Origin of the sequence: Nocardia salmonicida NBRC 13393, assembly GCF_001613085.1 — a bacterium.
In the GTDB taxonomy this organism is placed as follows: domain Bacteria; phylum Actinomycetota; class Actinomycetes; order Mycobacteriales; family Mycobacteriaceae; genus Nocardia; species Nocardia salmonicida.
This window is the reverse complement of the sequence record NZ_BDBR01000023.1, coordinates 61,054-86,980: the sequence shown is the minus strand read 5'-3', so window position 1 is coordinate 86,980 and position 25,927 is coordinate 61,054. Positions and strand designations below refer to the sequence as shown.

Annotated in this window: 2 protein-coding genes; both read right to left on the bottom strand. The window is 68.3% G+C overall.

What is annotated here, in order from left to right; all coding sequences use genetic code 11:
• Position 1: 1 nt before the first annotated feature.
• Positions 2–778 (bottom strand): FkbM family methyltransferase, encoded by a 777-nt coding sequence (locus tag NS1_RS22425; protein ID WP_062987447.1) that lies wholly within the window; start codon positions 776–778, stop codon positions 2–4.
• Positions 778–25,110, bottom strand: a complete 24,333-nt coding sequence (locus NS1_RS22420; RefSeq protein WP_084503916.1) for a non-ribosomal peptide synthetase — start codon at positions 25,108–25,110, stop codon at positions 778–780. The genes NS1_RS22425 and NS1_RS22420 overlap by 1 nt, the downstream gene beginning before the upstream one ends.
• Positions 25,111–25,927: the final 817 nt, after the last annotated feature.

Here is a 25,927-nt window from a genome sequence, read left to right as displayed (position 1 = left end):
GTCATACCCGAACGGCGTACACCTCGTGTAGTTCGGTGCCTGCCAACGACGAATCCTGGCGACTTCGTGGGGTGAGGCCGTGGAGTTCGAGGACCTCGCAGAATTCGGCGAGGCGGCCCTCGTGGTCGTGTACCTCGGCGACGACGGAGCGGATCCGGGACCAGTCGGATTCGGTGATGCCGAGCAGGACATCGAATTCGGCTCGTTCGACGTCGATCTTGAGTACACCGATCTCGGCGGCGGGGTCCTCCTGCGCCAGGATCGCCGACACCGTGGTGACCTCGACATCGATCTGCTCGCCGTCGTGCAGGCCGCGGGTGATGAGGGTGATCGCGTCGTCGGGCAGACCGCTGTTGCGCAGGAAGGTTTTCGTCGCGTCGTCGTCGGCCTCCCGATCGGCGTACAGGCTCGAGTTCGCGGTGGCTCGGGGGTACCAGGTGAACGGCAGCACACCGGGTGCGGCACCCACCGCGACCTCGAGGGCGACACCGTCGGGCACGTGCGCCGACATATTCCGGTGCAGACACTCGTACGTGGCGGGGGCGGGTTCGGCCGCGATCACCCGCACGCCGGGGTGCGTTTCGGCGAACACCATCGCGCTGAGTCCGATATTGGCGCCGACGTCGACGACGAGGTCACCGGGTCGCAGGGTGGCGGCGGCTCGGCGGTAGTACCCATCGGCGATCATCTCGTTCCAGAGCATGCGTGCTTCGGCGGGGCTGGTGCAGGTGACGGTGCGGCCGTCGTCGAGGCGCAATTGCTGCGGTGTGGTCGTCATCAGTGCATGAATCCTTCGAGGATCGGGCCGATCACGGCCAGCGCGGAGGGGTGGGTCAGCTCGAGATGGCGTGCGTCGAGAACGGTGTTGTGAATGCGGCCCGTGACATGGGGTCGCCACGTCTGGGCGACGGCTTCGGTGTCGTCACGATCCTTGCCCGCGGTGAAGAAGATCAGGTCACCGTCGAAGGTCCGGGGCCGGTAGGCGTCGGCGAGTTCGCCTGCGGTGGAGAAGCTTTCCATCACCCGGTCGATCTGGTCGGCGGTGAACAAACCGGTGCCGGTGATCTGATCGCGGACCACCTGCCAGGCCTGCTCGGTGGTGCTCGCGGTGACGGTGTCGCCGAGGTCGAACAGTTCCCGCCAGCCACCCAGCAGATCAGCCATCAACTCGCCCGGTGCGGAACCGGTGTCGGGCGTGATCGGCGGGGCGCCGACCGCGCTGTCCATCATCGCCAACAGCGCGACCTGTTCGCCCTGCTCCTGTAGTCGAGTCGCCACCGCATGGGCGATCTCGCCGCCCAGCGACCAGCCGAGCAGGTGGTAGGGCCCGCTGGACTGGGTTCGGCGGATCTCGTCGACGTAGCGGTGTGCGAGCTCATCGATCGAGGTGGCGCCGGGTTCGTCGGTGACGACGTGCGGGTCCTGCAAGCCGAATACCGGCCGGTCGCCGCGCAGATGCCCCACGAGTCCGCCGTAGAACCAGGCGAGCCCGCCCGCCGGGTGGATCGCGAACAGTGGTGCGGCATCACCCGCGGGCCGCAGCGGCAGCAGCACCTGCATGCCCGATCCGCCCTCGGCTTCGTCGACTCTGCGGGCCAGTGCCCGCGGTGTCGCGTCGTCGAACATCCACGGCAGCTCGATCCGGACTCCACGGCCGTGGAGTTCTGCCACGGCCATGGTCGCCAGCAGCGAGTTGCCGCCGAGGTCGAAGAATCCGTCCGCGGCCCCGACCCTGGCCACGTTCAGGGTGTGCGCGAACACCTCGGCGATCGCGATCTCGGACTGTGTTCGCGGCTCGTCGTATTCGCGTTCGGACGGTTCGAAGTCGGGCGCGGGCAGGGCGTTTCGGTCGAGCTTGCCGTTGACCGTCACCGGCAGCGCCGGCAGCACCACGATGGCCGAGGGCACCATGTAACCGGTGAGCAGCCTCGCGGCGGTGTCACGAACCTGCGCCGGGTCCAGTTCCTGCCCGTCGACGGGCACGACATACCCGATCAGCTGGTCGACGTCCTTGGCGTGTCGGTGCACCGCGGCAGCCGCCTGGGCAACGCCGGGATGGCCGAGCAGCGCCGATTCCACCTCACCCAATTCGATGCGGAAACCGCGCAATTGGATCTGCGCGTCGGCGCGTCCGAGGTAGTCCAGTTCCAGTCGGTGTTCGCCGCGACGCCACCGGCCGACGTCACCGGTCCGGTACAGGCGGCTACCCGGCGTGCCGAACGGATCGGCGACGAATCGGCCCGCGGTGAGCGCGCCCTGGCCGTGGTAGCCGCGCGAGAGCTGTCCGCCGCCGACATAGAGGTCACCGGCGACACCGGCAGGCACCGGCCGCAACCGCTCGTCGAGCACGTACACCGCCATACCGGGCAAAGCACGGCCGATCCCGCTGGTACCGGCCTGATCGACTTCGGCATAGCTGACGTGGACCGTCGTCTCGGTGATGCCGTACATGTTCACCAGTCGCGGCGAGCCCGCCGGGTGGGCGAGCAACCAGCCGGTCAGCCGGGCCTGGTCGAGCGCTTCGCCGCCGAACACGATGTAGCGCAACGCCAGCTCGTCGCCGTCCGCGCCACGGTAGCGGCGCTCCGCGTCGACGAATCCGTAGAACGCCGACGGCGTCTGGCTCAGCACGGTGACCTGTTCGCGCGCCACGAGCTCGACGAAGGCGTCGGGTGTGCGGGTGGTGTCGTAATCGACGACCACCAGACGCCCACCTGAGAGCAGTGCGCCCCACATCTCCCAGACTGCGAAATCGAAAGCGTAGGAATGGAACAGCGTCCACACATCGTCGGCCCCGACGTCGAAATTCTCCGCGGCGTTCGTGAGCAGGGTGACCACGTCGCGGTGGGTGACCGCGACACCCTTCGGCCGACCGGTGGAGCCGGAGGTATAGATCATGTAGGCGACATTGTCCGGGCGCGCGGCACCGTCGTGCCCGCTCTCGGCGACCGCGTCGTCGTCCAGAAGCAGTATCGGCCCGCTGAATTCGGGCACCTGCGAAGACATCGTCGCGGTGGTCAGCATCGCCACCGGTCGCGCGTCGTCGAGCACGAAGCGCAGCCGCTCGGCCGGATACGCCACATCCAGGGGCAGATAGCCCGCACCCGACATGACCACGGCCAACAGTCCGACCGCCAGATCAGCGGTGCGCGGCAACGCCACGGCCACCAGCGTTTCGGGACCGGCGCCCGCCGCGATCAGCCGGGCGGCGACGGCCTCGGCGCGCCGATTCAGTTCCGCGTAGGTCAGAACAGTCGTCCCATCGGTCACCGCGACCGAATCCGGGGCGACAGCCACCCGTCGTGCGAACAGACCACCGATCGTTTCCTCAGGAACCTGCGCGCCCGCCACACCTGCCGCATCGAGAACCTCGTGGCGCTGCGCCGGTTCCATGAACTCGATGTCGCCGATCACGGCCTGCGGGTCCGCGGTCACCGCCTCCAGGATCCGCACATACCACTGCGCGAACCGCTCCATCGATTCTTCGACGAAAAGGTCGGTGGCGTAGGTCAATCGGCCGAGTGTGCCCAGCGGGTTGCCGTCGGCGTCGAAGCGTTCGACCAGCTTCACGTTGAGATCGGACTGTGCTTGTTCGATGTAGTCCTCGACCGGTTCCACCGTGATCCCCGGCAGTTCGAGGACCACCTGATCGAGGTTCTGGTAATCGATCGTCACCTGATAGAGCGGCAGGTGCGCGGTCGAACGCGTCGGGTTCAGCGCCTCCACGACCTGTTCGAAGGAGACCTCCGCGTGCGCGAGCGCTGCCAGGTCGGCGGCCATGACGTCGGCCAGGAGCGCGTCGAAGGGCTGATCGGCCGACACCGCTGTACGCAGGACGACAGTGTTGACGAACATGCCGATCAGATCGTCGAGTTCGCGTTCCCCGCGCCCGGACACCGGTGTGCCGACCGCGATATCGCCGGTGCCCGCCAGCCGCGCGAGCAGCACGGTCAACGCGGCGTGCGCCACCATGAACGGCGTCGCGCCGGCCGCCCGCGCGACCGCGCCGATGCGCTCCTGCAGCCGTGCCTCGATGGCGAAGTCGACGATCCGGCCCCGCATGGACGCGACCGACGGGCGGGGCATATCGGTGGGCAGCTCGAGCAGTTCCGGCAGCCCTGCGAGCGTGTCTCGCCAGAAGTCCAGCTGCCGCGACAGCAGCGACTCCGGATCGTGCTCGTCGCCGAGCAGAGCATGCTGCCACAGTGCGTAATCGGGGTACTGCACGGTGAGCGGTGGCCATGCGGGCGAGCTCGCGGTGGTCACGGCGTGATAAGCGGCCGCGACGTCGCGAGCCAGGGGAATCATCGAAAGGCCGTCCGCGCAGATGTGGTGTATGGCGATCACCAGCACGTACTCGTCTGACCCGAGGTCGAACAGTTCGGCCCGCACCGGCGGAGCCGCGGTGACCTGGAAGCTGGCCGACAGCACTGCCGTGGCGGCCTTCGGCAGCACCGATTCCTCGATGGCGACCGGGATCAGGTCGGGCACGACCTCGTCAGCGTCGACGATCACCTGTTGCGGAATACCTTCTACCACAGGGAATTTCGTGCGCAAAGATTCGTGTCGCCCGATCACCATCGCGCAGGCAGTGCGCAGCGCCGAGATGTCGAGCCCTCCGCTCAGCCGAATCACCAAGGGCACGTTGTAGGCACCCACGGAGGCGTCGAGCTGGTTGAGGAACCACATCCGCTGCTGGGCGGGTGAGAGCGGCACCGGGCCGCTGTCGGGCCGCCGGGTCAGTGCGGGACGTTCGACGTGGTCGTGGCCGGTGAGCCGGGCGGCGAGGTCGACCATTCTCGGGTACTCGAACAGGTCGCGCACCGACACCCGGATGCCCAGTGCCGAGCTCAGTCGCGCGGTCAGCCTCGTCGCGGTCAGCGAGTTGCCGCCGAGGTCGAAGAAGTTGTCCCGCATGCCGACTCGGGGTAGGTCGAGCACTTCGGCGCAGACCTCGGCGACGAGGCGCTCGGTCGGATCGCTCGGCGCCAGGTAGCCGACGGCGGCGAAGGCCGGCATCGGTAGAGCGCCACGGTCGAGCTTTCCGGTGGTGGTCAGTGGCAGCTGCCCCAGCACCACGCAGATGTCGGGAACCATGTGGGCGGGCAGTCGGCGGCGGGCCGAGGCGCGCACCTGCTCGGGGTCGACGGCGTCACCGATGAGGTAGCCCACGAGCCGGTCCGTGCCGTGGTCGTCGGTACGCAGCAGCACTACCGCGTGGGCGACGGCGGGATGTTCGGCGAGGACGGCCTCGATCTCGCCGAGTTCGATCCGCTGGCCACGGATCTTGACCTGATGGTCGACACGGCCGACGTAGTCGAGCGTGTGGTCGGCCGTCCAGCGAACGCGGTCGCCCGTCCGGTACATCCGGGTGCCCGGGGCGTAGGGGTTGGCGAGAAATGTCGTGGCGGTGGCGGCCGGCCGGCCGAGGTATCCGCGCGCCAGCTGGATACCGCTGACGTAGAGCTCGCCGGTCACCCCGATCGGCACGGGCCGCAGGTGCGAATCCAGCACCACGGTGGAGGTCCCGCGAATCGGGCCGCCCAGGGTGATGGGCGCGGGAGGCGAAAGGGGCTCGCTGATCGCGACCATGATGGTGGTCTCGGTGGGTCCGTAGCCGTTGAACAGTCGGCGTCCCGGCGCCCAGAGGGCGGCGAGTTCGGCCGGTACCGCCTCACCACCGGCGACCAGTACCGCGAGGCTGTCGAGCCCGTTCGGTGACATGGTCGCGAGCACGGTCGGTGTGAGGAAGGCGTGGGTGACCGCGTTGTCCCGGATGATGCCGGCCAACTCGGTGCCCGCGTAGGTGTCGGGCGGTGAGATGACCAGCGTAGCGCCGTGTGGGTGGGCCATCAGGACTTCGAGCATGACCGCGTCGAATCCTGGTGCGGCACACTGCAGCACCCGCGATTCCGGGGTCACCTGGTACCGATCCCGCTGCTCGGTGGCGAAATTCGCCATGCCAGCCTGGGTGACCGCTACCCCCTTGGGCCTGCCGGTGGTTCCGGAGGTGTAGATGACATAGGCCAAGTCGGTGTCGCGGACCGTGCGCGCGACAGCGCGCGCCGGTTGGTCCGCGATCTGGCGCAACGCGGCCGGATCGTCGACGACCAACCGTGCCCACTCCCCTTCCGGCACTCCGTCGCTCACCTCGTCGACGGTCAACACGACGCGGGCGCCGCAGTCGGACAGCATGACCGCGAGCCGCTCATCCGGGTTGCGCGGATCGAGCAGCGCACTCGCGGCCCCGACCTCGGCCAGCGCCCAGATCGTCGTGATCAACGAGGTCGAACGCGGCATGACCACGCCGACGGTGTCGCCCGTGTCGACGCCGCGCTGAATCAGCCAGTGCGCCAACCGATGCGCGCGAATATCCAGCTCGGCGAAGCTCACCGTCTCGAACCCGCTCATCACCGCCACACCGTCCGGGTGCCGGGTCGCGCCGTGCCGCAAGAGCTCCGTCAACGCCTCGGGCGCCACCCCCTCCGAGCCTCTGGCCGGAACCAGCGCCGCGCGCTCGGCCGCCGACAGCAGGTCGATGTCGCCGACGCGCCCGCTCGGGTCGGCGGCGACGGCGCGCAGCACGCGCTCGATACGGTCGGCCAGCCCGGCCGCGGTCGCGCCGTCGACCCGAGCCGCCTGGTACCGCACCCGGATGTGCAAGGTGTCGGTGTGGTGGGCCTGCACGGTGATCGGGTAGTGCGCGGCATCGGTGCCGACCACGTCGGTGACCCGGACCCCGTCGATGTCGGCGTCGCCGAGTCCGCTGCTGTCGACCGGGTAGGACTCAAACGCCACCAGGGTGTCGAACAGTTGTCCGCCGCCGACCGCGGCCATGATGCCGGACAGTTCGATGTGATGGTGATCGAGCAGCCGGGTCTTGTTCGCCTGCAACTGTTCCAGCGCGGCCGTGATGGTCCGGTCACCCTGTACATGGACCGGGACCGGGAGCGTGTTGATGAACAGCCCGATCATCGACTCGATGCCCGGCACCTCGGCCGGCCTGCCGGAGACCGTCTCGCCGAACACGATCCGCTCGCGACCGAGTTGGTTGGCCAGCACCGTCGCCCAGGCGAACTGCACGATCGTCGACATCGTGGCGCCGCATGCGCGAGCGAGTTCGGTCAGGGCGGTGGTGATGTCGTCGTCGAGATCGATGGTCAGGTCGGTCGGTACCTCGACGGTGGCCTCGCCGACCGTTTCGGCGATCAGGCTGGGTTCGGTGAAGCCCGCCATCGTCTCGCGCCAGATCTCGAACCCGGCGGTGGTGTCGCGCCGGTCCAGCCAGCCCAGGTAGTCGCCGTAGGACGGCGCCGGAGGCAGCAGGCTCGCGTCGGCACCGGCCGCGTAGAGCCCGACCAGATCGCGCAGCAGCAACGGCAGTGACCAACCGTCGAGCAGCAGGTGATGCGCGGTCAGAATCAGCCGGAACTCGGCGGGCGCGACCCGGACGAGCACGAATCGCACCAGTGGCGGATCGGCGGGGTCGAAAGTCCGCTCGCGTTCGGACGCGAGGATCTCCGGCAGCGTCGCCTCAGCAGCCGCGACGGTGCGCCAGTGCACGGTGGCATCCACCGGAACAACTTGCGCGACAGCACCATCGATCGTTCGGGTGAACGCGGCTCGCAGGTTCGGATGCCGCCGCAGCAGGTCCGTCGCGGCCTGCCGAAGCCGGGCCTCGTCGACCGGCCCGGTGAGGGTCATCTCCGACTGCGCCGTGTACACATCGAGTTCGCCCACGGCCAGCTCGGCATGGAACAGCAGTCCCGCCTGCAAGGGCGCCAACGACCAGACTGCCTCGATCGGCCCGTAGCGTTCGGTGAAGATGTCCAGGTCCTGTTGGGTCAGCGCGACCAACGGTGTATCGGACGGGGACAGACCCCAATCATGTTCTCGTGCCGATATTTCCGCGATCTCACGCAGTGCGGCGGCCCACTCGTCGAGCAGTTCGCGGACCTCGCTGTCATCGAGAAGCCTTGTGGCGTAACCGATCTGCGCGGACAGAACCGGACCGTCGGGGGTGTCGACGATGCTGGTATCGATGGACAGTGTCGCCGCGGCGGGCATGTCGGGGTCGAAGGCCGCCTGGTGGTCGAAGTCCTCCCCGGCGGGAATCCACGCGACACCGGACAGCGCCGCGAGATCGACGCCCGCACGGCCCAGGTTGTTGAAACTGATCTGCGGTTCGGCCGACGCCGCCAGTTGCGGGGCCGTCGCCGCGTGGAGGTACCGCAGCATGCCGTAGCCGATGCCCTTGTCGGGCACGGCCCGCAACTGTTCCTTGACCGCCTTCACGGCGGCGCGCGGATCGGTGCCGTCGATGTCGAGGTCCACCGGGTAGGCGCTGGTGAACCAGCCGACGGTGCGCGAGAGGTCGGCGCCAGGGGCGAGCTGTTCCGCGCGCCCGTGGCTTTCGAGCAGGATCCGCGCACCACGGTGCTCGACGCCGCGTTCGGCGCGCCAACGACCCAGTGCCAGCAGGAGACCCGCCAGCAGGGCGTCGTCGGTGGTGGCATGCGCGGCACGTGGCACCGCACCCATCAGGGCGGTAGTCAGGGCGACAGGAAGGATCAGCGTCATCCGCTCGACCGTGGCGTGCACGTCGACAGTCGGGTCGAGTGCGGCCCGCCCGAGCAGCGGTTCGGGACGGGACCCCATTCGCTGCCATAGTGCGAGCTCGTCGACACGGCTGTCGGCTGCCGACGTCACGGCCTGCGCCCAGCGGCGCATCGATGTGCCGACTTCGGGCAGCTCGACCGCTCGGCCCTCGCCGAGCTGCTGCCACGCGGAGACGAAGTCGGGGATCAGGATGCGCCAGGACACACCGTCGACCACCAGGTGGTGGATCACGATCAGCGCGCGCCCCGGCGACGCCACGCCGGGGTCCGGCACCAGACAGACGACCTGCATCATCGCTGCATCGACGGGACTCAGTCGGGCCGACGCTTCCTCGAGCGCGTCCTCGACGAGCGCCGTGAACCCCATGCTGCCAGGCATGTTCTCGGTCCCGAAGGTACGCACCGACACCACCCGCTGGGCATCGATCGCGCCGCGCGGCAAGACCTCGAGGTGCGCGTCGACCTCCGTGCCACTCAGTCGTGCGCGCAGCATGTCGTGTCGGTCGAGCACGGCGCCGACCGTGGCGACCACGTCGGTCTCCCGTGCGTCGCCGGGCAACTCGACCAGCAACGATTGCGCGAACCGGTCACCGGCCGGACGATCCAGATACCAGGAAACGATCGGGGTCCGCGCTACCTCCCCGATGCCACCACCGGGCAGTTCTTCCAGGGTCACCCGTCCCGCGTCCTCGGCCACGACGGCCAGTCCGCGAACAGTCCGGTGCTCGAAGATGTCTCGTGCCGTCACGACCACGCCGGCCGTCTTCAATCGCGATGCCAGCTGGATCGACATGATCGAGTCACCGCCGCGTGCGAAGAACGACTCGTCGGCCCCCACCGAGGCCACACCGAGCACCTCGGCGAAGATCCCCGCGATGGTCGCTTCCAGTTCGGTCGCCGCGGCCGTGACCACCGAATCCGGCACCTCGACATCGGGTTCGGGCAGTGCGCGCCGGTTCACCTTGCCTGTCGACGACACCGGCATCTCATCGAGAACCGTGAACACGGCGGGCACCATGTGTTCGGGCAGCGCGCCCGAGATCTGCTCGCGGATCGCGGCCGTATCGATCGTTCGACCCTCGTCAGCCACCAGATAGGCGGCCAACAGCGGTTGTCCCGCGTTGCCGCGCCTGCTCACGGTGACCGCGGTGGCGACGTTCGGGCAGGCCACCAGCGCCGCGTCGATCTCACCGAGTTCCACGCGCTGACCGCGGATCTTGACCTGGAAGTCGGCGCGACCCACGTATTCGATGGTGTGCTCAGCGCTCCAGCGCACCAGGTCACCGGTGCGATACATCCGGGTGCCCTGCGCACCGTACGGGTCGGCCACGAACGCGGCAGCGCTCGCCCCCGGCCGATTCAGGTATCCACGCGCCAGCGCCTTACCCGACAGATACAACTCACCGACCACGCCCACCGGTACCGGTCGCAACCGAGCGTCGAGCACGACGGCGCGCACCCCGGGGATCGGGGTGCCGATGGTGATCGGATCACCCGGTGCCAACTCGGAGCTGACACAGACCGCGATCGTGGTCTCGGTCGGTCCGTACACATTGTGGAAGCGACGGCCCGGCGCCCACGCGGCGACGAGTTCGGCGGAGAGCGCTTCGCCGCCGATCGTCAGCATCTCCAGCGCGTCGAGGCCCTCGGGCCGCAAGGTCGCCAGCACGCTGGGTGTCATGAACGTGTGCGAAACCCGGTGCGTACGAATCAGTTCGGTCAGTTCCGCACCGGCGAACACCTCGGCGGGCGAGATGACCAGGGCGGCACCCGCGTCATAGGCCATCAGCGTTTCCATCATCACCGCGTCGAACGCGGGCGCGGAGACCTGCAGGACCCTCGACGCTCTATCCACCTGATAGTGCTGGTGCTTCGCCGCCGCGAAGGCCGACAGACCCCCGTGCGTGACGACCACACCCTTCGGCTTGCCCGTCGAGCCGGAGGTGTACACCAGGTAGGCGGCATCATCCAGGCGCGCCGCCGCGAAGTGGTGATCCGGTGACGCGGTGGACAGTTCGGAGATCACCTGCTCGTCGTCGAGGCACACCCAGTCGACGGTGTCGGGCAGCGACGAACGCGCCGCGCTCAGTGTCACCCCGAGCGTGACCCCGGAGTCCTGGGCCATGTGCGCGAACCGATCCGCGGGATAACGCAGATCCATCGGCACGAACGCCGCACCGGTTTTCGCGATTGCCCACAGCACCACGTGGAAGGCCACCGACCGCGGGACAGCCAGGGCGACATAGGTTCCCGGCATCGCACCCGCCCGGGCGAGCAGCACGGCGAGCCGGTCGGATCGCAGGTCGAGTTCGCCGTAGGTCAGGGTTTCGTCGTCACCGATCAGCGCGGTCGCCATCGGGTCGGCGGCAGCGGCGGCGAGCAGCGCGGGCAGCGTCTTCGGCGCCACCGCTGTCTCGCGCCCGGCGGGCAGCAGCTGTGCGGTCTCCTCGGGGCTCAGCAGGTCGATGGCCTCGAGGGTCACGTCCGGCTCTGTGGTGATCGTGGCGAGAACGCGCAGGAGGCGCTCGGCGAATCGAGTCGCGGTGGCCTCGGTGAACAGGTCGGCGGCGTAGACGATCTCGCCGTCGATGCCCGCTCCGTCGGCGCGCTCGTTCAGCAACACCGTGAGGTCGGTTTTGGCCTGCGCCACATCGGGATCGAGCACCTCGACGTCGATATCGTCGAGTTCGAAACGCGTGGGATCGGCATTGCGGAAGCCGAGCATCACCTGAAACAGCGGTGAGTACGCGGTCGACCCGGCCCGGTCGAGCACCTCGACCAGACGCTCGAACGGCACGTCCGCGTGCGCGAGCCCCTCCAGATCCGTGCCGCGCACCTCCGTCAGGAATTCCCGGAACGACAGTCGCTCGGCGACGCGAGTGCGCAGGACCACCGTGTTGACGAACATCCCGACCAGATCGTCGAGTTCGGGGCGTCCGCGACCGCTCACCGGGGTGCCGATCGTGACGTCGTCGGTGTGGGCGGTGCGCGAGAGCAGGATCGCCAGCGCGGCGTGCAGAACCATGAACACCGTGGCGCCCTCACGGCGAGCGAGGTCGACGACAGCCTCGTGCAACGCCGGCTCGACGGTGAACCCGACACTGCCGCCGTCCATCGTCAGCACCGCGGGCCGTGGACGGTCGGTCGGCAGGGCGAGCAGTTCAGGGGCGTCGGCGAGAATTCGCTGCCAGTAGGTGATTTGGCGCCCCGCCAGGGATGTGGGGTCGTCCTCGGCACCGAGCAGCTCACGCTGCCAGACCGCGTAGTCGGCGTAGTCGACGGACAACGCCGGCCACAGCGGTGGCGTGTCGGTGCGACGAGACCGGTAGGCGGCGAACACATCTCGGGCCAGCGGCGCCATCGACGCACCATCTGCGGCGATGTGGTGCACCACCAGGATCAGGACGTGTTCATCGGCATCCGTGCGATAGAGCCGCACGCGGACCGGCGTGTCGGTGGCGATGTCGAAGCCCGACTGCACCGCATCGCGCAGGCGATCTGCCAGCAGCGCCGGATCGTCGAGGGAGGCGAGTTCGATATCCGTGGCGCCGACCGTGCCGTCCTGGACGAGCTGGTGCGGTTGCCCGCCCACCGCGGGATAGATCGTGCGCAGGGTCTCGTGGCGGGTGATCACATCCGTCATCGCCGCACGCAGCGCCACTACGTCGAGCGGTCCGGTCAGCCGGGCCGCGAATCCGATGTTGTACGCACCGGAGGCGGGGTCGAGCTGGTTGAGGATCCAGATGCGCCGCTGCGCCGCCGCCAACGGAATCTCGGCGAGCTCGTTGCGGTGCACCAGCGGCACGCCGGCGTAGCGGTCGCGCACCGCGATCCGTTCGGCCAGCGCCGCGATGGTGAGGGCCTCGAAGATGTCGCGAACACCGACCCGAACCCGCAGGGCGGCTTCGGCCCTGGCCGCGATCTGGGCCGCCGACAGCGAGTTCACGCCGATGTCGAACAGGTCGGCGCCGACGCTGACCCGGTCGGCGCCGACGATCTCGGCGACGATCTTGGCCAGCACGGCTTCCCGGTCGGTGCGCGGGGCGAGGAATTCGTCCGCGTCGTCGATGTCCGGATGGGGCAGCGCGGCGCGGTCCAGCTTGCCGTTCGCATTGAGCGGCAAGGTGTCGAGCACCAGCACCGCGCCAGGAACCAAGTAGGACGGCAGTAGCCGGGTGAGCGCACGGCGCACCTCCAGCCCGTCGAGTGCCGCACCCGGCATCGGCGTGACATAGGCGGTGATCCGGTCCTCGGTGACGATCGCGACCGCGCGGGCGACCGCATCGATCGAGTGCATGGCAGCTTCGATGTCGCCGGGCTCGACGCGCTGGCCGTGGTACTTCACCTGGAAGTCGCTACGGCCGAAGAACTCCAGGGCGCCGGTGGGCGTCCAGCGGACCAGGTCGCCGGTGCGGTAGAGGCGCTCCCCCGGCGCGCCGAACGGGTCGGCGAGGAATACCCCACAGGTGAGATCGGGGCGGTCCTGGTAGCCGCGGGCCAGCTGGGCGCCCGAGACGTACAGGTCGCCGACGACACCGGCGGGGACCGGCCGCAGTCGTGCGTTCAGGACATAGGCGGACATCCCCGTGACCGGATACCCGATCGGAACGCTCTGCGGCGCAGCGGGATCTGTCGTGCATCGGTAGGCCGTCACGACCTCGGCTTCTGCGGGTCCGTACCAGTTGACCACCTCGGCCCGATCGAAAACCTGCCCGGCGCGTTCAGCGGTGCGCTGGGCCAACGCCTCGCCCGCCGGGAAGAGGTAGCGAACCGAGGACAGCTGGGTCGTGCCCGGGTGCTCGAGCAGCACATCGAGCATCGACGGGACGAAGTGCACGGTGCTCACCCGCTCGTCCGCGATGACCTGGGCCAGGTAGCCGGGATCACGGTGGCCGCCGGGTTCGGCGACGACGATCTGCGCGCCGGTCTGCAACGGCCAGAACAACTCCCACACCGCGATGTCGAAGGTGATCGGGGTCTTGTGCAGCACCACATCCGAGGCGTCGTGCGGGAATTCGGCTTGGGCCCAAGCCAACTGGTGGGTGGTGGCGGCATGGGAGAGCGCCACGCCCTTCGGCGCACCGGTCGAGCCGGAGGTGAACAGCACATAGGCGGTGTTGTCTGCGCGCAGTGGTGCGCGGCGTTCGTCGTTGCCGACGGGTCCGGCGGGTTGTGTGCTCAGGTCGAGCTCGTCGAGCCGGACTCGAGACAGCTCGTCGGGAAGGGAGCTCTCGTCGCCGGTGACGGTGACGACCAGCAGCGGTTGGGCGACCGCCACGACGTGGGCCAGCCGTGCGGTCGGGTAGTCGGGATCGAGCGGAACGAAGGCGGCACCGGACTTCACAACGGCATAGACGGCGGTGACCATGTCGATCGAACGGTGAATCGCCACCGCCACGGTGGTTTCGGGGCCCGCGCCGAGATCGATGAGGTGACGAGCGAGACGGTTCACGTCCGCGTCGAACTCACGGTAGGTGAGGACGCGACCGCCGGGCACTCGGATGGCGGGGGCGTCCGGGGTGCGTGCTACCTGCTCGTCGAAGGCGTCGACGAGCGTGCGGTGCGGGCTCACCAGTGGTGCGTCGTGCGGGCGCAGCAGACGGGTGCGGGTCGTTTCGTCGGCGAGGTCGATCTCGCCGACGACGGTCTGGGCGTCGGCGGTGACAGCGTCCAGCACGCGGACGAGCTGTTCGGTGAACCGGCGTGCGGTGGTGTCGTCGAACAGATCGGTGGCGTAGGTCAGGCGCAGATTCATGCCCGTGATCTCGTTGTGCGGGCCTCGGTCCTCGGTGATCATCAGCAGCAGATCGCAGATCGCCGCGTCGGCGCCGACATCGATGCCCGCGATCTCGAGCCCCGGCACGTCGAGCTGGGCGGGCGCCATGTTCTGGTAGGCGAGCATCACCTGGAACAACGGTGAATGTGCGGTCGAGCGAGCCGGATTCAGCACTTCCACCAGCTGTTCGAACGGAACAGCGGCGTGATCGAAGGCCTCGATATCGGTGCGCCTGGTCAGTTCGATCAGGTCGGCGAACCGCTGCTCCGGGCGGACCCGGGTACGCAGGACGAGCGTGTTGACGAACATGCCGACGAGGTGGTCCAGCGAGCGGTCGCCGCGACCCGCGTACGGGATCCCGATGGCGATGTCGTCGCTACTCGACAACTGCGCCAGCAGGACGGCCAAGGCGGTGTGCGCCACCATGAACGGGGTCACCCCGTCGCGCCGCGCCGACGCCGCCACGGCTTCGGCGACGTGAGCGGGTACCTCTGCGTGGACCGTCGCCCCGCGATGGGACTGTTCGAGCGGGCGCGGGCGATCGGTGGGCAGCGCGAGCACATCCGGGAGCCCCGCGAGCTGGGTGCGCCAATACAGTAGGTCGCGGCCCGGCGCGGAGTCGGGTGTGGCGAGCAGTTCGCGCTGCCACAGGGCGTAATCAGCGAATTGCACTGGCAGCGGAGCCCATTCGGGTGCCGCGCCGACTCTGCGTGCGCGGTAGGCCTCGATGATATCGGCGGCCAGCGGCGCTACCGAATAGCCGTCGCAATTGATGTGGTGCACCGAGAGTGCCAGTGCGTGCGCGGTTTCGGTGATTCGGAACAGCGCCACCCGCAGCGGGGCGCCCACCGCGACATCGAATCCGACGCCGAAGAACCGCGTCAGCTCCTCGATCAGGACATCCGTCGACACCGGGCGCACGGCGAGATCGCAGGACGCGACGACTTCCTCGGCACTCAGCACGACCTGCGCGGGGGTGCCGTCGTGGGCCGGATAGGTGGTGCGCAGGATCTCGTGTCGTTCGATCACATCGTGCAGCGCGGCCCGCATGGCCTCGGTATCGAGGTCACCGTCGAGGCTGATCGACAGTGGCACCACGTAACTCGCGGACTCGGGGTCCAACTGGTTGAGCAGCCACATCCGGCTCTGCGCGGGCGAGAGCGGGATGCGCTCGGGCCGCACCGCCGCCACCGGGCCAGCGACATCACCGACCGCGCGCTGACGTTCGACCCACCGAGCCAGCTCGGCCACGGTCGGGGCTTCGAAGATGGCGCGCACGGGAATCGTCACGCCGAGGACTTCGCCGATGCGGCTGAGCACTCGGGTCGCCAACAGCGAATTGCCGCCGAGGGTGAAGAAATTCTCGTCGGCGCCGATCCACGGTGTCTGCACCAGTTCACCGATCACACCGGCGATCGTTTCCTCGACGATCCCGCTGGGAGCCCGGTACCGGGTCGAGCCGACGCGGGTGTCCGGAGCGGGGAGGGCGCGGTAGTCGATCTTGCCGTTGGGCGTGAGCGGCACCGCGTCGATCCGAATCATTTGGGCGGGCACCATATACGCGGGCAGGCGTCCCAGCAGATACGTCCGCAGCGAGTCGGGGGCGATCGCCTCGTCGCTCACCGTGTAGGCCACCAGCACCTGCCCGTCGGCGACCTGATGGACTCGAACGATCGCGGCGCCGATCTGGTCGTGTGCGCGGAACGCGGCTTCGATATCGCCGAGTTCGACGCGCAGGCCGCGGATCTTCACCTGGGAATCGCGGCGGCCGACGTAGCGCAGCCGGCCAGTCGTGTCCCAGCGGACCAGGTCGCCGGTGCGATAGAGGCGAGCGCCCGGCACCGAGCCGAACGGGTCGGCCACGAAGGCAGCGGCTGTGAGGTCCGCGCGGTCGTGGTAGCCGCGGGCGAGTTGGATGCCACCGAGATAGAGCTCACCGGTGACGCCGGAGGGCACGGGGCGCAGTCGGGCGTCGAGGACGTGCGCGACGACATTCGCTTCGGGCGTGCCGATCGCCACGACGGGTCCGTCGAGCTCGCCGATTTCATAGGCGGTGACGCTGACGGCCGCTTCCGTCGGGCCGTACAGGTTGTCGATGCGCGCCTGGCTGACCTCGCGGAACCGGGCAACGGTCTCGGAGTCCAAAGCCTCACCGATGCACAGCACTTGGCGGATCGTGGCGAGGTCGTCGGGGCTCGCGAGGTCGAGGAACGCCGACAGCAGCGAGGGCACGAAATCGACCACGGTCACGTCGTGACGGGCGATCAGTCCGGCTACGGCAGCGGGATCGATGTGATCCTCGCGCCCGGCGACGACCAACGCGGCCCCGGAGGTGGGGGCGGTGAACAACTCCCACACCGACAGGTCGAAAGTGGCGGGGGTGCGCAGGAGCAGCACGTCGCCGACGCCGATACGGTAATGCGCTGTGAGCCAACGGAGTTGGTTGACAACCGCCTCGTGGGTGAGCGCGACACCCTTCGGAACCCCGGTCGACCCGGAGGTGAAGATGACGTAGGCCAGATCGTTCGGGCGCAGTGGCCTGATCCGATCGGCATCGGTGACCGGCGAGGTATCGGTCGCGGCCGGGCTGAGGTCCGACAACCGCCAGACCGGCGCCCGCGTCGGCAGGTCGATGTCGTCACGGATCAGCACACCGTCAGGTCGTGCGGCGGTGAGCACGGTGCGCAGCCGGTCGACGGGGTGGTCCGGATCCAGCGGGAGGTAGGCGGCGCCGGTCGCGTGGATGGCGTAGAGCGCGGTGAGCAGATCGACCGAACGGCGCATTGCCACGGCCACCAGACTTCCCGGCCCGATACCGTGGCCGATCAGCACTCGCGCCAGCGCGTTCACCTCGGCGGCGAACGCCGCGTAGGTGAGCACGTCATCGCTGTCGCCGTCGATGACCGCCGTGCGTTCCGGTGTCGCCGTGACCTGCTTCGCGAACAGGTCCGCGATCGTCGAGCCGTCCGTGGGAGCGTCCGGACCGGATTCCCGCAGCGACAGTTCGTCGAGTTCACGCGGGCTGAGCAGCGGCAGGTCGCCCACGGGCAAGCCGGGATCGGCGACGACACCACGCAGGATCGCGAGGAACCGCTCGAAGATCGGCGCGATCGTGGATTCGTCGAAAAGATCGGTCGCATAACCGAATTCGACCTGCATGTCGCCGGGGGCGCCGTTCGAGTCCATCGTGTCGACCAGGGTCAGGTGCAGGTCGTACTTGGCGACACCCGGTTCGACGAGATCAGCGGCCACCGTGAGGCCGCCGAGTTGCAGCGTCGGGATGTCGATGTTCTGGAACGAGAAGCCGACCTGGGTCAACGGCTCGTGCGCGGTGCTTCGCGGTGGATTGAGGACCTCCACCAGTTGTTCGAACGGGATGCCCGCGTTGTCGAACGCGCCGAGATCGCATTCGCGGGCGCGGTCGAGCACCTGGGTGAACGGCGCCGCGGGATCTACCCGCACGCGCAACACCAGCGTGTTGACGAACATGCCGATCAGCGGGTCGAGGGCGGGTTCGCCGCGCCCGGCGACCGGGGTGCCGACCGCGATGTCCTCGGTACCAGACAGCCGTGCCAGCAGGACCGCGAACGCCGCATGGGTCACCATGAACAGCGTCGAGTCGTGGCGACGTGCGAGGGCGATGATGTCGCGATGCAGGTCGGCGGGAATCGTGGCCGACATGGTCGCGCCACGGTAGGACTGTCGCGCGGGTCGGGGGCGGTCGGTCGGCAGATCGAGCATCTGCGGCAGGTCGGCCAGCGCCGCGACCCAGTACCGGATCTGGTCGGCGGTCACGCTCGCCGGGTCGTCCTGAGTGCCGAGGTTTCGCCGTTGCCACAGCGTGTAATCGGCGTATTGGACCGGCAGCGGCGTCAAAGCCGGTGTCTCGCCTGCCATCCGGGCCCGGTAGGCCACGGCCAGGTCGGCGGCCAGCGGCGCGAGCGAGGATCCGTCGATGGCGATGTGGTGCACGGTGAGCACCACCGTCCACTCCTCGGCCGCGGTGCGCAGCAACGCGACCCGGAACGGCACCTCCGTGCTCACGTCGAATCCGAGGGCGGTCTCGTGCGCGATCCGGTCCGCGATCTCGGCCTCGGTGACCTCGGCGCACGTGAGCCGCGGTTCCGAGTGCGGTGCCAGGATTTCCTGCCACGGTCCGCTGTCGCTGTCGGGGTACCGGGTGCGCAGCGTCTCGTGCCTGTCGATCACATCGGCGAGCGCTGACCGCAGCGCGTCGACATCGAGTGGTCCGGAGATCCGCACGACAACCGGCACGTTGTAGACCGCCGCCGAGGTGTCGAACTGGTTGAGGAACCACATCCGGGCCTGCGCGGGCGAGAGCGGAATCCGATCCGGCCGCTGCTGGGGTACCAGACGGCGGTGGCCCGTACCCGGACCGGCCTGCGGGCCGATCGAAGCCAGCTCGCGGGCGAGCGCGTCGACGGTGGGCGTCTCGAACAGCGCTCGCACCGCGACGTCGGTGCCGAACGCGTCGGACAGGCGAGCCGCGACCTTGGTCGCGGTGAGCGAGTTTCCGCCCAGGTCGAAGAAGTTGTCGAGCGCGCTCACCCGCGTCGCGCCGAGCACCTCGCGGTAGACATCGGCGACGAGTTGTTCGGCGGGTGTGCGCGGCGCGATGTCGGCAGCCGTGTGCGGGAACACCGGCTCCGGCAGCATCACACGATCGAGCTTGCCGCTGGCGGTCAGCGGGAACCGGTCGAGCACCATGCACACATCGGGCACCATGTGCGCGGGAAGCCGGTCGCGCGCGGTCGCGCGTACCCGCTCCGCGTCGATGCCCGCGCCGACCAGATAGCCGACGAGGCGGTCGGCGCCTGTGCTGTCGTGGATCACCACGACGGCGTGGGTCACCGAGGGGTCCTGTGCGAGTACCGCTTCGATCTCCCCCAGTTCGGTGCGCTGCCCGCGGATCTTCACCTGATGGTCGGCGCGGCCCAGGTATTGCAGGGTCTGCTCCGAGGTCCACCGGACCAGATCGCCTGTGCGATACATCCGGGTGCCCGCACCGCGGGGGTCGGCGACGAAACTGGCCGCTGTCACCGTGGGCCGACCGAGGTAGCCGCGCGCCAATTGCACGCCACCGACGTAGAGTTCGCCCGCCGTACCGACCGGCACCGGCTGCATCCGGGCGTCGAGGACCTGCGCGGAGATGCCGCGAATAGGTCCGCCGATGGTGATCGGACCCTGCGGGGAGATCGGGTCGCTGATCGCGACCATGATCGTCGTTTCGGTGGGGCCGTAGCCGTTGAACAGCCGACGCCCCGGCGCCCAGGTCGCGCCGAGGTCGGCCGTCAAGGCTTCGCCACCGGAGACCAGCACCCGCAGGCACTCCAGGTTCTCCGGTGACATCGAGCCGAGGACGGTCGGCGTCAGGAAGGCATGGGTAACCCCTTGTGCACGAATGAGTTCCGCCAGTTCCGCGCCCGCGTAGATCTCGGGCGGGGACACGATCAGTGCGGCGCCACCGGGGTGGGCGAGCAGAATCTCCAGCATCACCGCGTCGAACCCCGGACCCGCGGCCTGCAGGACCCGCACGGTGGGCTCGACGTCATAGCGGTCCTGCTGTTCGGCGGCGAAGTTCGCCAGCCCCTGGTTGGTGACCTCGACGCCCTTCGGAACACCGGTCGTGCCGGAGGTGTAGATCACGTACGCCACGTCGCCGGGGTGCACCGGCCTGCCTCGATCGATATCGGTTACCGGCGCCGAGGAGTACCCGGCGGTGACGGCGCGCGAGACGGGATCAACTACCACCAGCAACGCCCACGGCCCCTCGGGCGCAGCGCCCTCGACCTCGGCGCTGGTCAAGACCACCCTGGGTGCGCTGTCGGCGAGCATCGAGCGGATCCGGTCCTGCGGATTGCGCGGGTCGATCAGCACCAGGGCCGCGCCCGTTTTGGCGACGGACCACACCGCCACCACGAAATCGAGCGAGCGCGGCAGGACCATCGCCACCACCTCGCCGGGTCTGGCGCCTTCGTCGAGCAGCCGGCGGGCGAACCGGTTCGACAGCGCGTCCAGCTCCGTGAAGTCCAGCTGTTCGGTGCCGGAGACGACCGCCGGACCGTCCGGCGAGATCGCGGCGCCACGAGCCAGCAGATCCGCCAGCGGTACGCCGGGTACCGCGTCCGCACCCTGAACAGGTTGCAGCGCGCCACGTTCGGCGGTGGACAGCAACTCCACATCGCCGACCGGCACGGAGGGGTTCGCGACCACCGCGTCGAGGATGCGGCGCAGCCGTGCGGCCATCTGCTCGACGGTGGCGGGGTCGAACAGGTCGGTCGCGTAGTTGATGCGCAGCGCGACGTCGCCGGTGTGCGCGGCGTTCGCGTCGATGGTGACGACGAGGTCGACCTTCGCGGGTTCGGCGCCCGGATCGAGGACGTCCACCGTGAGGCCGGGCAGGGTCAGGCGGGGCAGTTCGGTGTTGTCGAAGGACAGATACACCTGACACACGGGCGCATAGGCCCCCGAGCGGCGCGGATCGAGCTCTTCCACGACCCGGTCGTACGGCAGGTCGCCGTGCGCGAAAGCGTCGATGTCGATGTCCTTGACGCGTTCGAGGAAGCCGGCGAACGATTCGTCGCCGCGAACCGGCGTGCGCAGCGCCACGGTGTTGACGAACATTCCCACCAGCGGCGCGAGGTCCGGCTCGCCGCGACCGGCCAGCGGGGCGCCGATGACGATGTCGCCGGTGCCCGACAGCCGAGCCAGCAGGACGGCGAGTGCGGCGTGGACGACCATGAACGGGGTGAGGTCCGCGGCGCGGGCGAGTCGCTCGATGTCGGCATAGGTCCGTGCGGGAAGCGTGGTGGCGACGACCCCGCCGCGCATCGAACGGCGATCAGGCCGCGGCCGGTCCGACGGCAGCTCGAGCACTGCGGGCGCATCTGCCAATTGAGTTGTCCAGTACTGCAATTGGTCCGCGGCGAGCGAGTCCGGATCGGTTTCGTCGCCGAGCAGGCGACGGTGCCAGTCCGCGTAGTCGGCGTACTGCACCCTCGGAGGCAGCTGGTCCGGAGCGATCTGTTGCGACCGCGCAGCGTAGGCGGTGGCGAAGTCGACGGCCAGCGGTGCCAGCGACGCACCGTCACAGCAGATGTGATGCAGGACCAGGACCAGCACGTGACTGTCGTGGCCGGTCGTGAGCAGGACCGCGCGCAGCGGTGGTCGGGCGCAGACGTCGAAGCCGTCGGCGGTCAGCTCGCGAAGCCGGTCGGCGAGCCGCTGTTCCTCGACGTGTTCCGGGACGCAGGAAAATTCGGTCAGGGTCGCCTCGGTCGACAGGATCTCCTGTGTGCCGTGGCCGTCGTGGGCGGGGTAGCGGGTCCGCAGCGACTCGTGGCGATCGAGAACGTCGCCCAGCGCCGCGCGCAAGGCAGCGGAGTCGAGCCGGCCGGACAGCCGCAGGACCAGGGGAATGTTGTAGGCGGCAGACTCCGGGTCGACGCGGTTGATCAACCACATCCGGTGCTGTGCGGGAGCCAACGGCAGCAGTCCGTCCCGCGCGATCGGTGCCAGGGCGGGCCGCACCCGGCGCCGCGCCCGGCCGACGTACTCGGCGAATCCGGCCACGGTCGGGTTGGCGAACAGATCACGCACCGACAGTTCGCATTCGGTGGCATCGGCGACCCGCACGACGGCGCCCGCCGCGGTGAGCGAGTTGCCGCCCACCTCGAAGAAGCTGTCGAACGCGCCGATCCGTTCCACACCGAGCACCTCGGCGAAGACCTGCGCGACAGTCTCTTCGGCCTCGGTCCGCGGCGCGACATAGCTCGCTGTGGCCGCCGCTGCCGGTTCGGGCAGGGCGCGCAGGTCGAGCTTGCCGTTGACCGTCAACGGCAGTTCGTCCACGACCATGACGACATTCGGGATCATGTAGTCCGGCAGCAACGAACCCGCCTGGGCGACAACGGCATCGACATCACAGTCGGTACCGGTCACCACGACGTAGCCCACCAGACGTGCCGCGTCGGTATCGGCGCGATGCACCACCACTGCGGCCGAAGCCACCGCCGGATGGGCCAGCAGCGCGGCACGGACCTCGTCGAGTTCGATGCGGAACCCGCGCAGCTGCACCTGCTGATCCGCGCGGCCACGGTATTCGAGCTCGCCGTCGTGATTGCGGCGGGCCACATCTCCGCTTCGGTACATCCGCTCCCCCGGCGCACCCCACGGGTCGGCGACGAACCGGCCCGCGCTCAGTGCGGGCTGACCGAGGTAGCCGCGGGCCAATTGCGTTCCCGCTACGTAGATCTCACCCCATGCGCCCACCGGCGTCGGCCGCAGGCGCCGATCGAGCACGTAGGTGCGCAGGCCGGGCAGGGCCGTGCCGATCACACTGGGTGCGCCGGGTACGGCCAGGTCGGCACTCATCTCGGTGCGGGTGACGAACACGGTGGTCTCGGTGATGCCGTAGCTGTTGACCAGGACCGGTCCGGCCGGGTTGTCCTGGTACCAGGGCGCCAACGCCGCCGGGTCCAGACCCTCACCGGACAGCACGACCACCCGCAGTGCCAGCTCCCCATCGGGGGTCTCGGCCGCGAGGTGCCGTCGGCGAGCCGCGGCGAATTGATAGAACGCCGAGGGAGTTTGGCTGAACACGGTAACGCCTTCACGGGCGGTCAGCCGCACCAGTTCATCAGGAGCGCGCGCTGTCAGCGTATCGACGACCACCACGCGACCGCCGGTGACCAGCGGTCCGAAGACCTCCCAGATCGAGTAGTCGAAGGCCACCGAATGCAGCCAAGTCCACACGTCGTCGGCCCGAATATCCAGAGCGGCACACGCATTCGCCAGGTAGGTGACAGCCGAACGGTGGCTGATCACCACGCCCTTGGGCCGACCCGTAGACCCGGAGGTGAAGATGACGTACGCGGCATCGTCGGGTCGCAGTGGCGCGGTGCGGTCCTCATCGGTGATCGGGTCAGCGGCACCGTCGAGGTCGTCGCCGGGCTCGAGAACCAGCCGATCGCCGCCCACAGCCAGCGCGGAGTCCTCGACGATGACAACCGTCGGATCCGCCTGACCGACAATGTATTCCAGTCGTTCGGATGGATGACCGAGGTCCAAGGGCAGATACGCGGCACCGGATTTCAGGACCGCGAGCATCGCGACGATCAGCCGGGTACCGCGCGGCAGGGCGAGGGCGACCAGCGCACCCGGACCGGCGCCGCGGGCGATCAAACGCCGGGCGAGCCGAGTGGAACGCTCATCGAGGTCGCGATAGGTGATCGTCTCGCCGTCGGCGGTGACCGCCTCCGCGAGCGGGGTCGAATCAGCCTGTCGCGCCAGCGAATCCACCAAGGTCTCAGCAGGGGCGATGCCCTCGACACCGGCCGACTCGTCGACGATCGCGTCCTCCTGCGCGGACGACACCAACGGTAGTTCCACCACACGCTCGTCGGAGTCGGCCCCGATGAAGCGGCGCAGGAATTCGATGAAGCGATCGGCGTGGGCGTCGATATCGCGCTTGCTGTAGAGATTGCCGTTGCCGTGCAGCTCGATGAGCAGCGGTGCGTTCGGCCCGGTCCGGTAGAGGTTGATCTGAAGGTCTTCGAGCGCGCCCGAAGTGAGCGCGTGGTAGCGACCGACGGCGTCGCCGAGGCGGATCTCGGAGTCGAAGAACAAGATGTTGAGGACGGGCCCGAAAGTGTTGGCGGAGTTGTCGATCGCGGGCGACTCGCGGCGCAGGTCCTCGAAGCGGTAACGCTGATGACGCAACGCGGAGATCAGCTCGGCGATCGAGGCCTTGACCAACTGCGCCACGGTGGTCGCGTCGTCGATCGCGAAGCGGATCGGCACCATATTGGCCAGCATCGCCGCGGCATTGCGCAGCTTCACGGTGACCCTGGCGCTCATCGGGACAGAGAGCACCACTTCGTCGGCACCGGTCATCCGCGTGAAGAAGGCCGCGAACGCCGCGACGACGACCTGTGCGGCCGACGCGTCGAGCTCGGCCGAGCGGCGATCGAGCAGCGTCCACAGCTCAGCCGGAAGTTCGCGTGCGGCAACCTCGTCCACGGTTCCCGCGCGCGCCGAACGACCGGACAACCCGGTCGGCGCGGGCAGATCGACGACCTTGTCCAGCCAGTACCGGCGATCGGCCTCGAACCGTGAACCCGCCCGATAGGCCTGCTCCTCCGCGGCGATGTCACGCAGGGGAACCGCCATCAGCCGCGCCGGCGGCCTGCCTTCCAACATCGCGTTGTAGTGCTCGGCGACCCTGCTCAACACGTTGAACGCGCCGTACCCGTCGATGACGAGATGGTGCGCACGCGCGTACCACAGGTGCAGGTCGTCACTGATTCTGATCAGTCGAGTGATCGCGAGTTGGTGCTGGGTGAGGTCGACCGGTCGCGTGTAATCGTTGCGCATCCATTCCAGCGCCGCTGACATCGGATCGCCGTGCGTGCCGAGATCGAGCACGAGTTCGTTGAACGTGATGCCGCGGTCGACGACCTGGTAGGGACGCCCTTCCACCTCGACCACCCGCACCATGAGCGACTCGGTCTCTTCGCACGCCTCGTGCACTGCCCTGTTGAACAGGGCCACTTCGAGGGGCCCCTCGATCTCCACGTACTGGGCGATATTGGTCGCCGGTCCACTATGCGCGCCGTCCGCGAACCACATGCCAGTTTGCGCGGAGGAAAGCGGAATCAGATCCCGATTACCGGCACAGCTTTCGACAGACTCCATAATTACCCGACCCCTCGCATGGCTATAGACCCAACACGAAACTCCAAGTACGGAAATCCGTGCGCTTTCCTACCCCGCATATTCACGTGTACCACAACCGCTGAATGCGGGTCCATTACTGCCGAGCAACCATCCGTTTTCCCTCGCCGTTCTCAGGACCGAGAGGGATCCCGATGGCCACCGATCCAACGTCCCGCGCGTGCGCTACCCAGACGATTCCGATCCGAAACCTGGTACCGACATTAGCCTGACAGCAAACATCTGGCATATGATTTTCAGGGAACACCCTAGTAACAATTCAATCCAGGCCGACAGTCGATCCGGACATTCCACACGAAACTAATCTTCCGACAACATCCCAGGTAGACATCTTATAGGGTGTCGCTCCAGCACGTACGGTAGCGAACTACCACAGTGGATGCTGATGGCATCCCTGTTCACCATGGTGCACTCTCCCAGCGTAATAGGCAATTTCCGCAAATATTTCGCTCGAACTGATCAACCGACCGGATATCTGCGATGGCTGCCGTACCGGCATTAGACACGTCATGCAATCCCCGGGAGCGCTCCAGCGGCCCGATTCGAAGGCGAATATACAGATGTCGCGCGTGCCGTGTGGAGATATATCGATTCAATTCCCACCATTATTCGAGGCTTGACTTATTGACGAGTCTATTTTGTGCCCCGAGACATACTGGACATTCCCGGAAGAGCCGGAAACAAGGCACCCAGTATGTAACACGCCGAGAGTTCGGCCGATGAGAATTCACTTTCGGCAACTCTGCCGCGACTGCAATCTCGCATGGCCCGCAAAGAC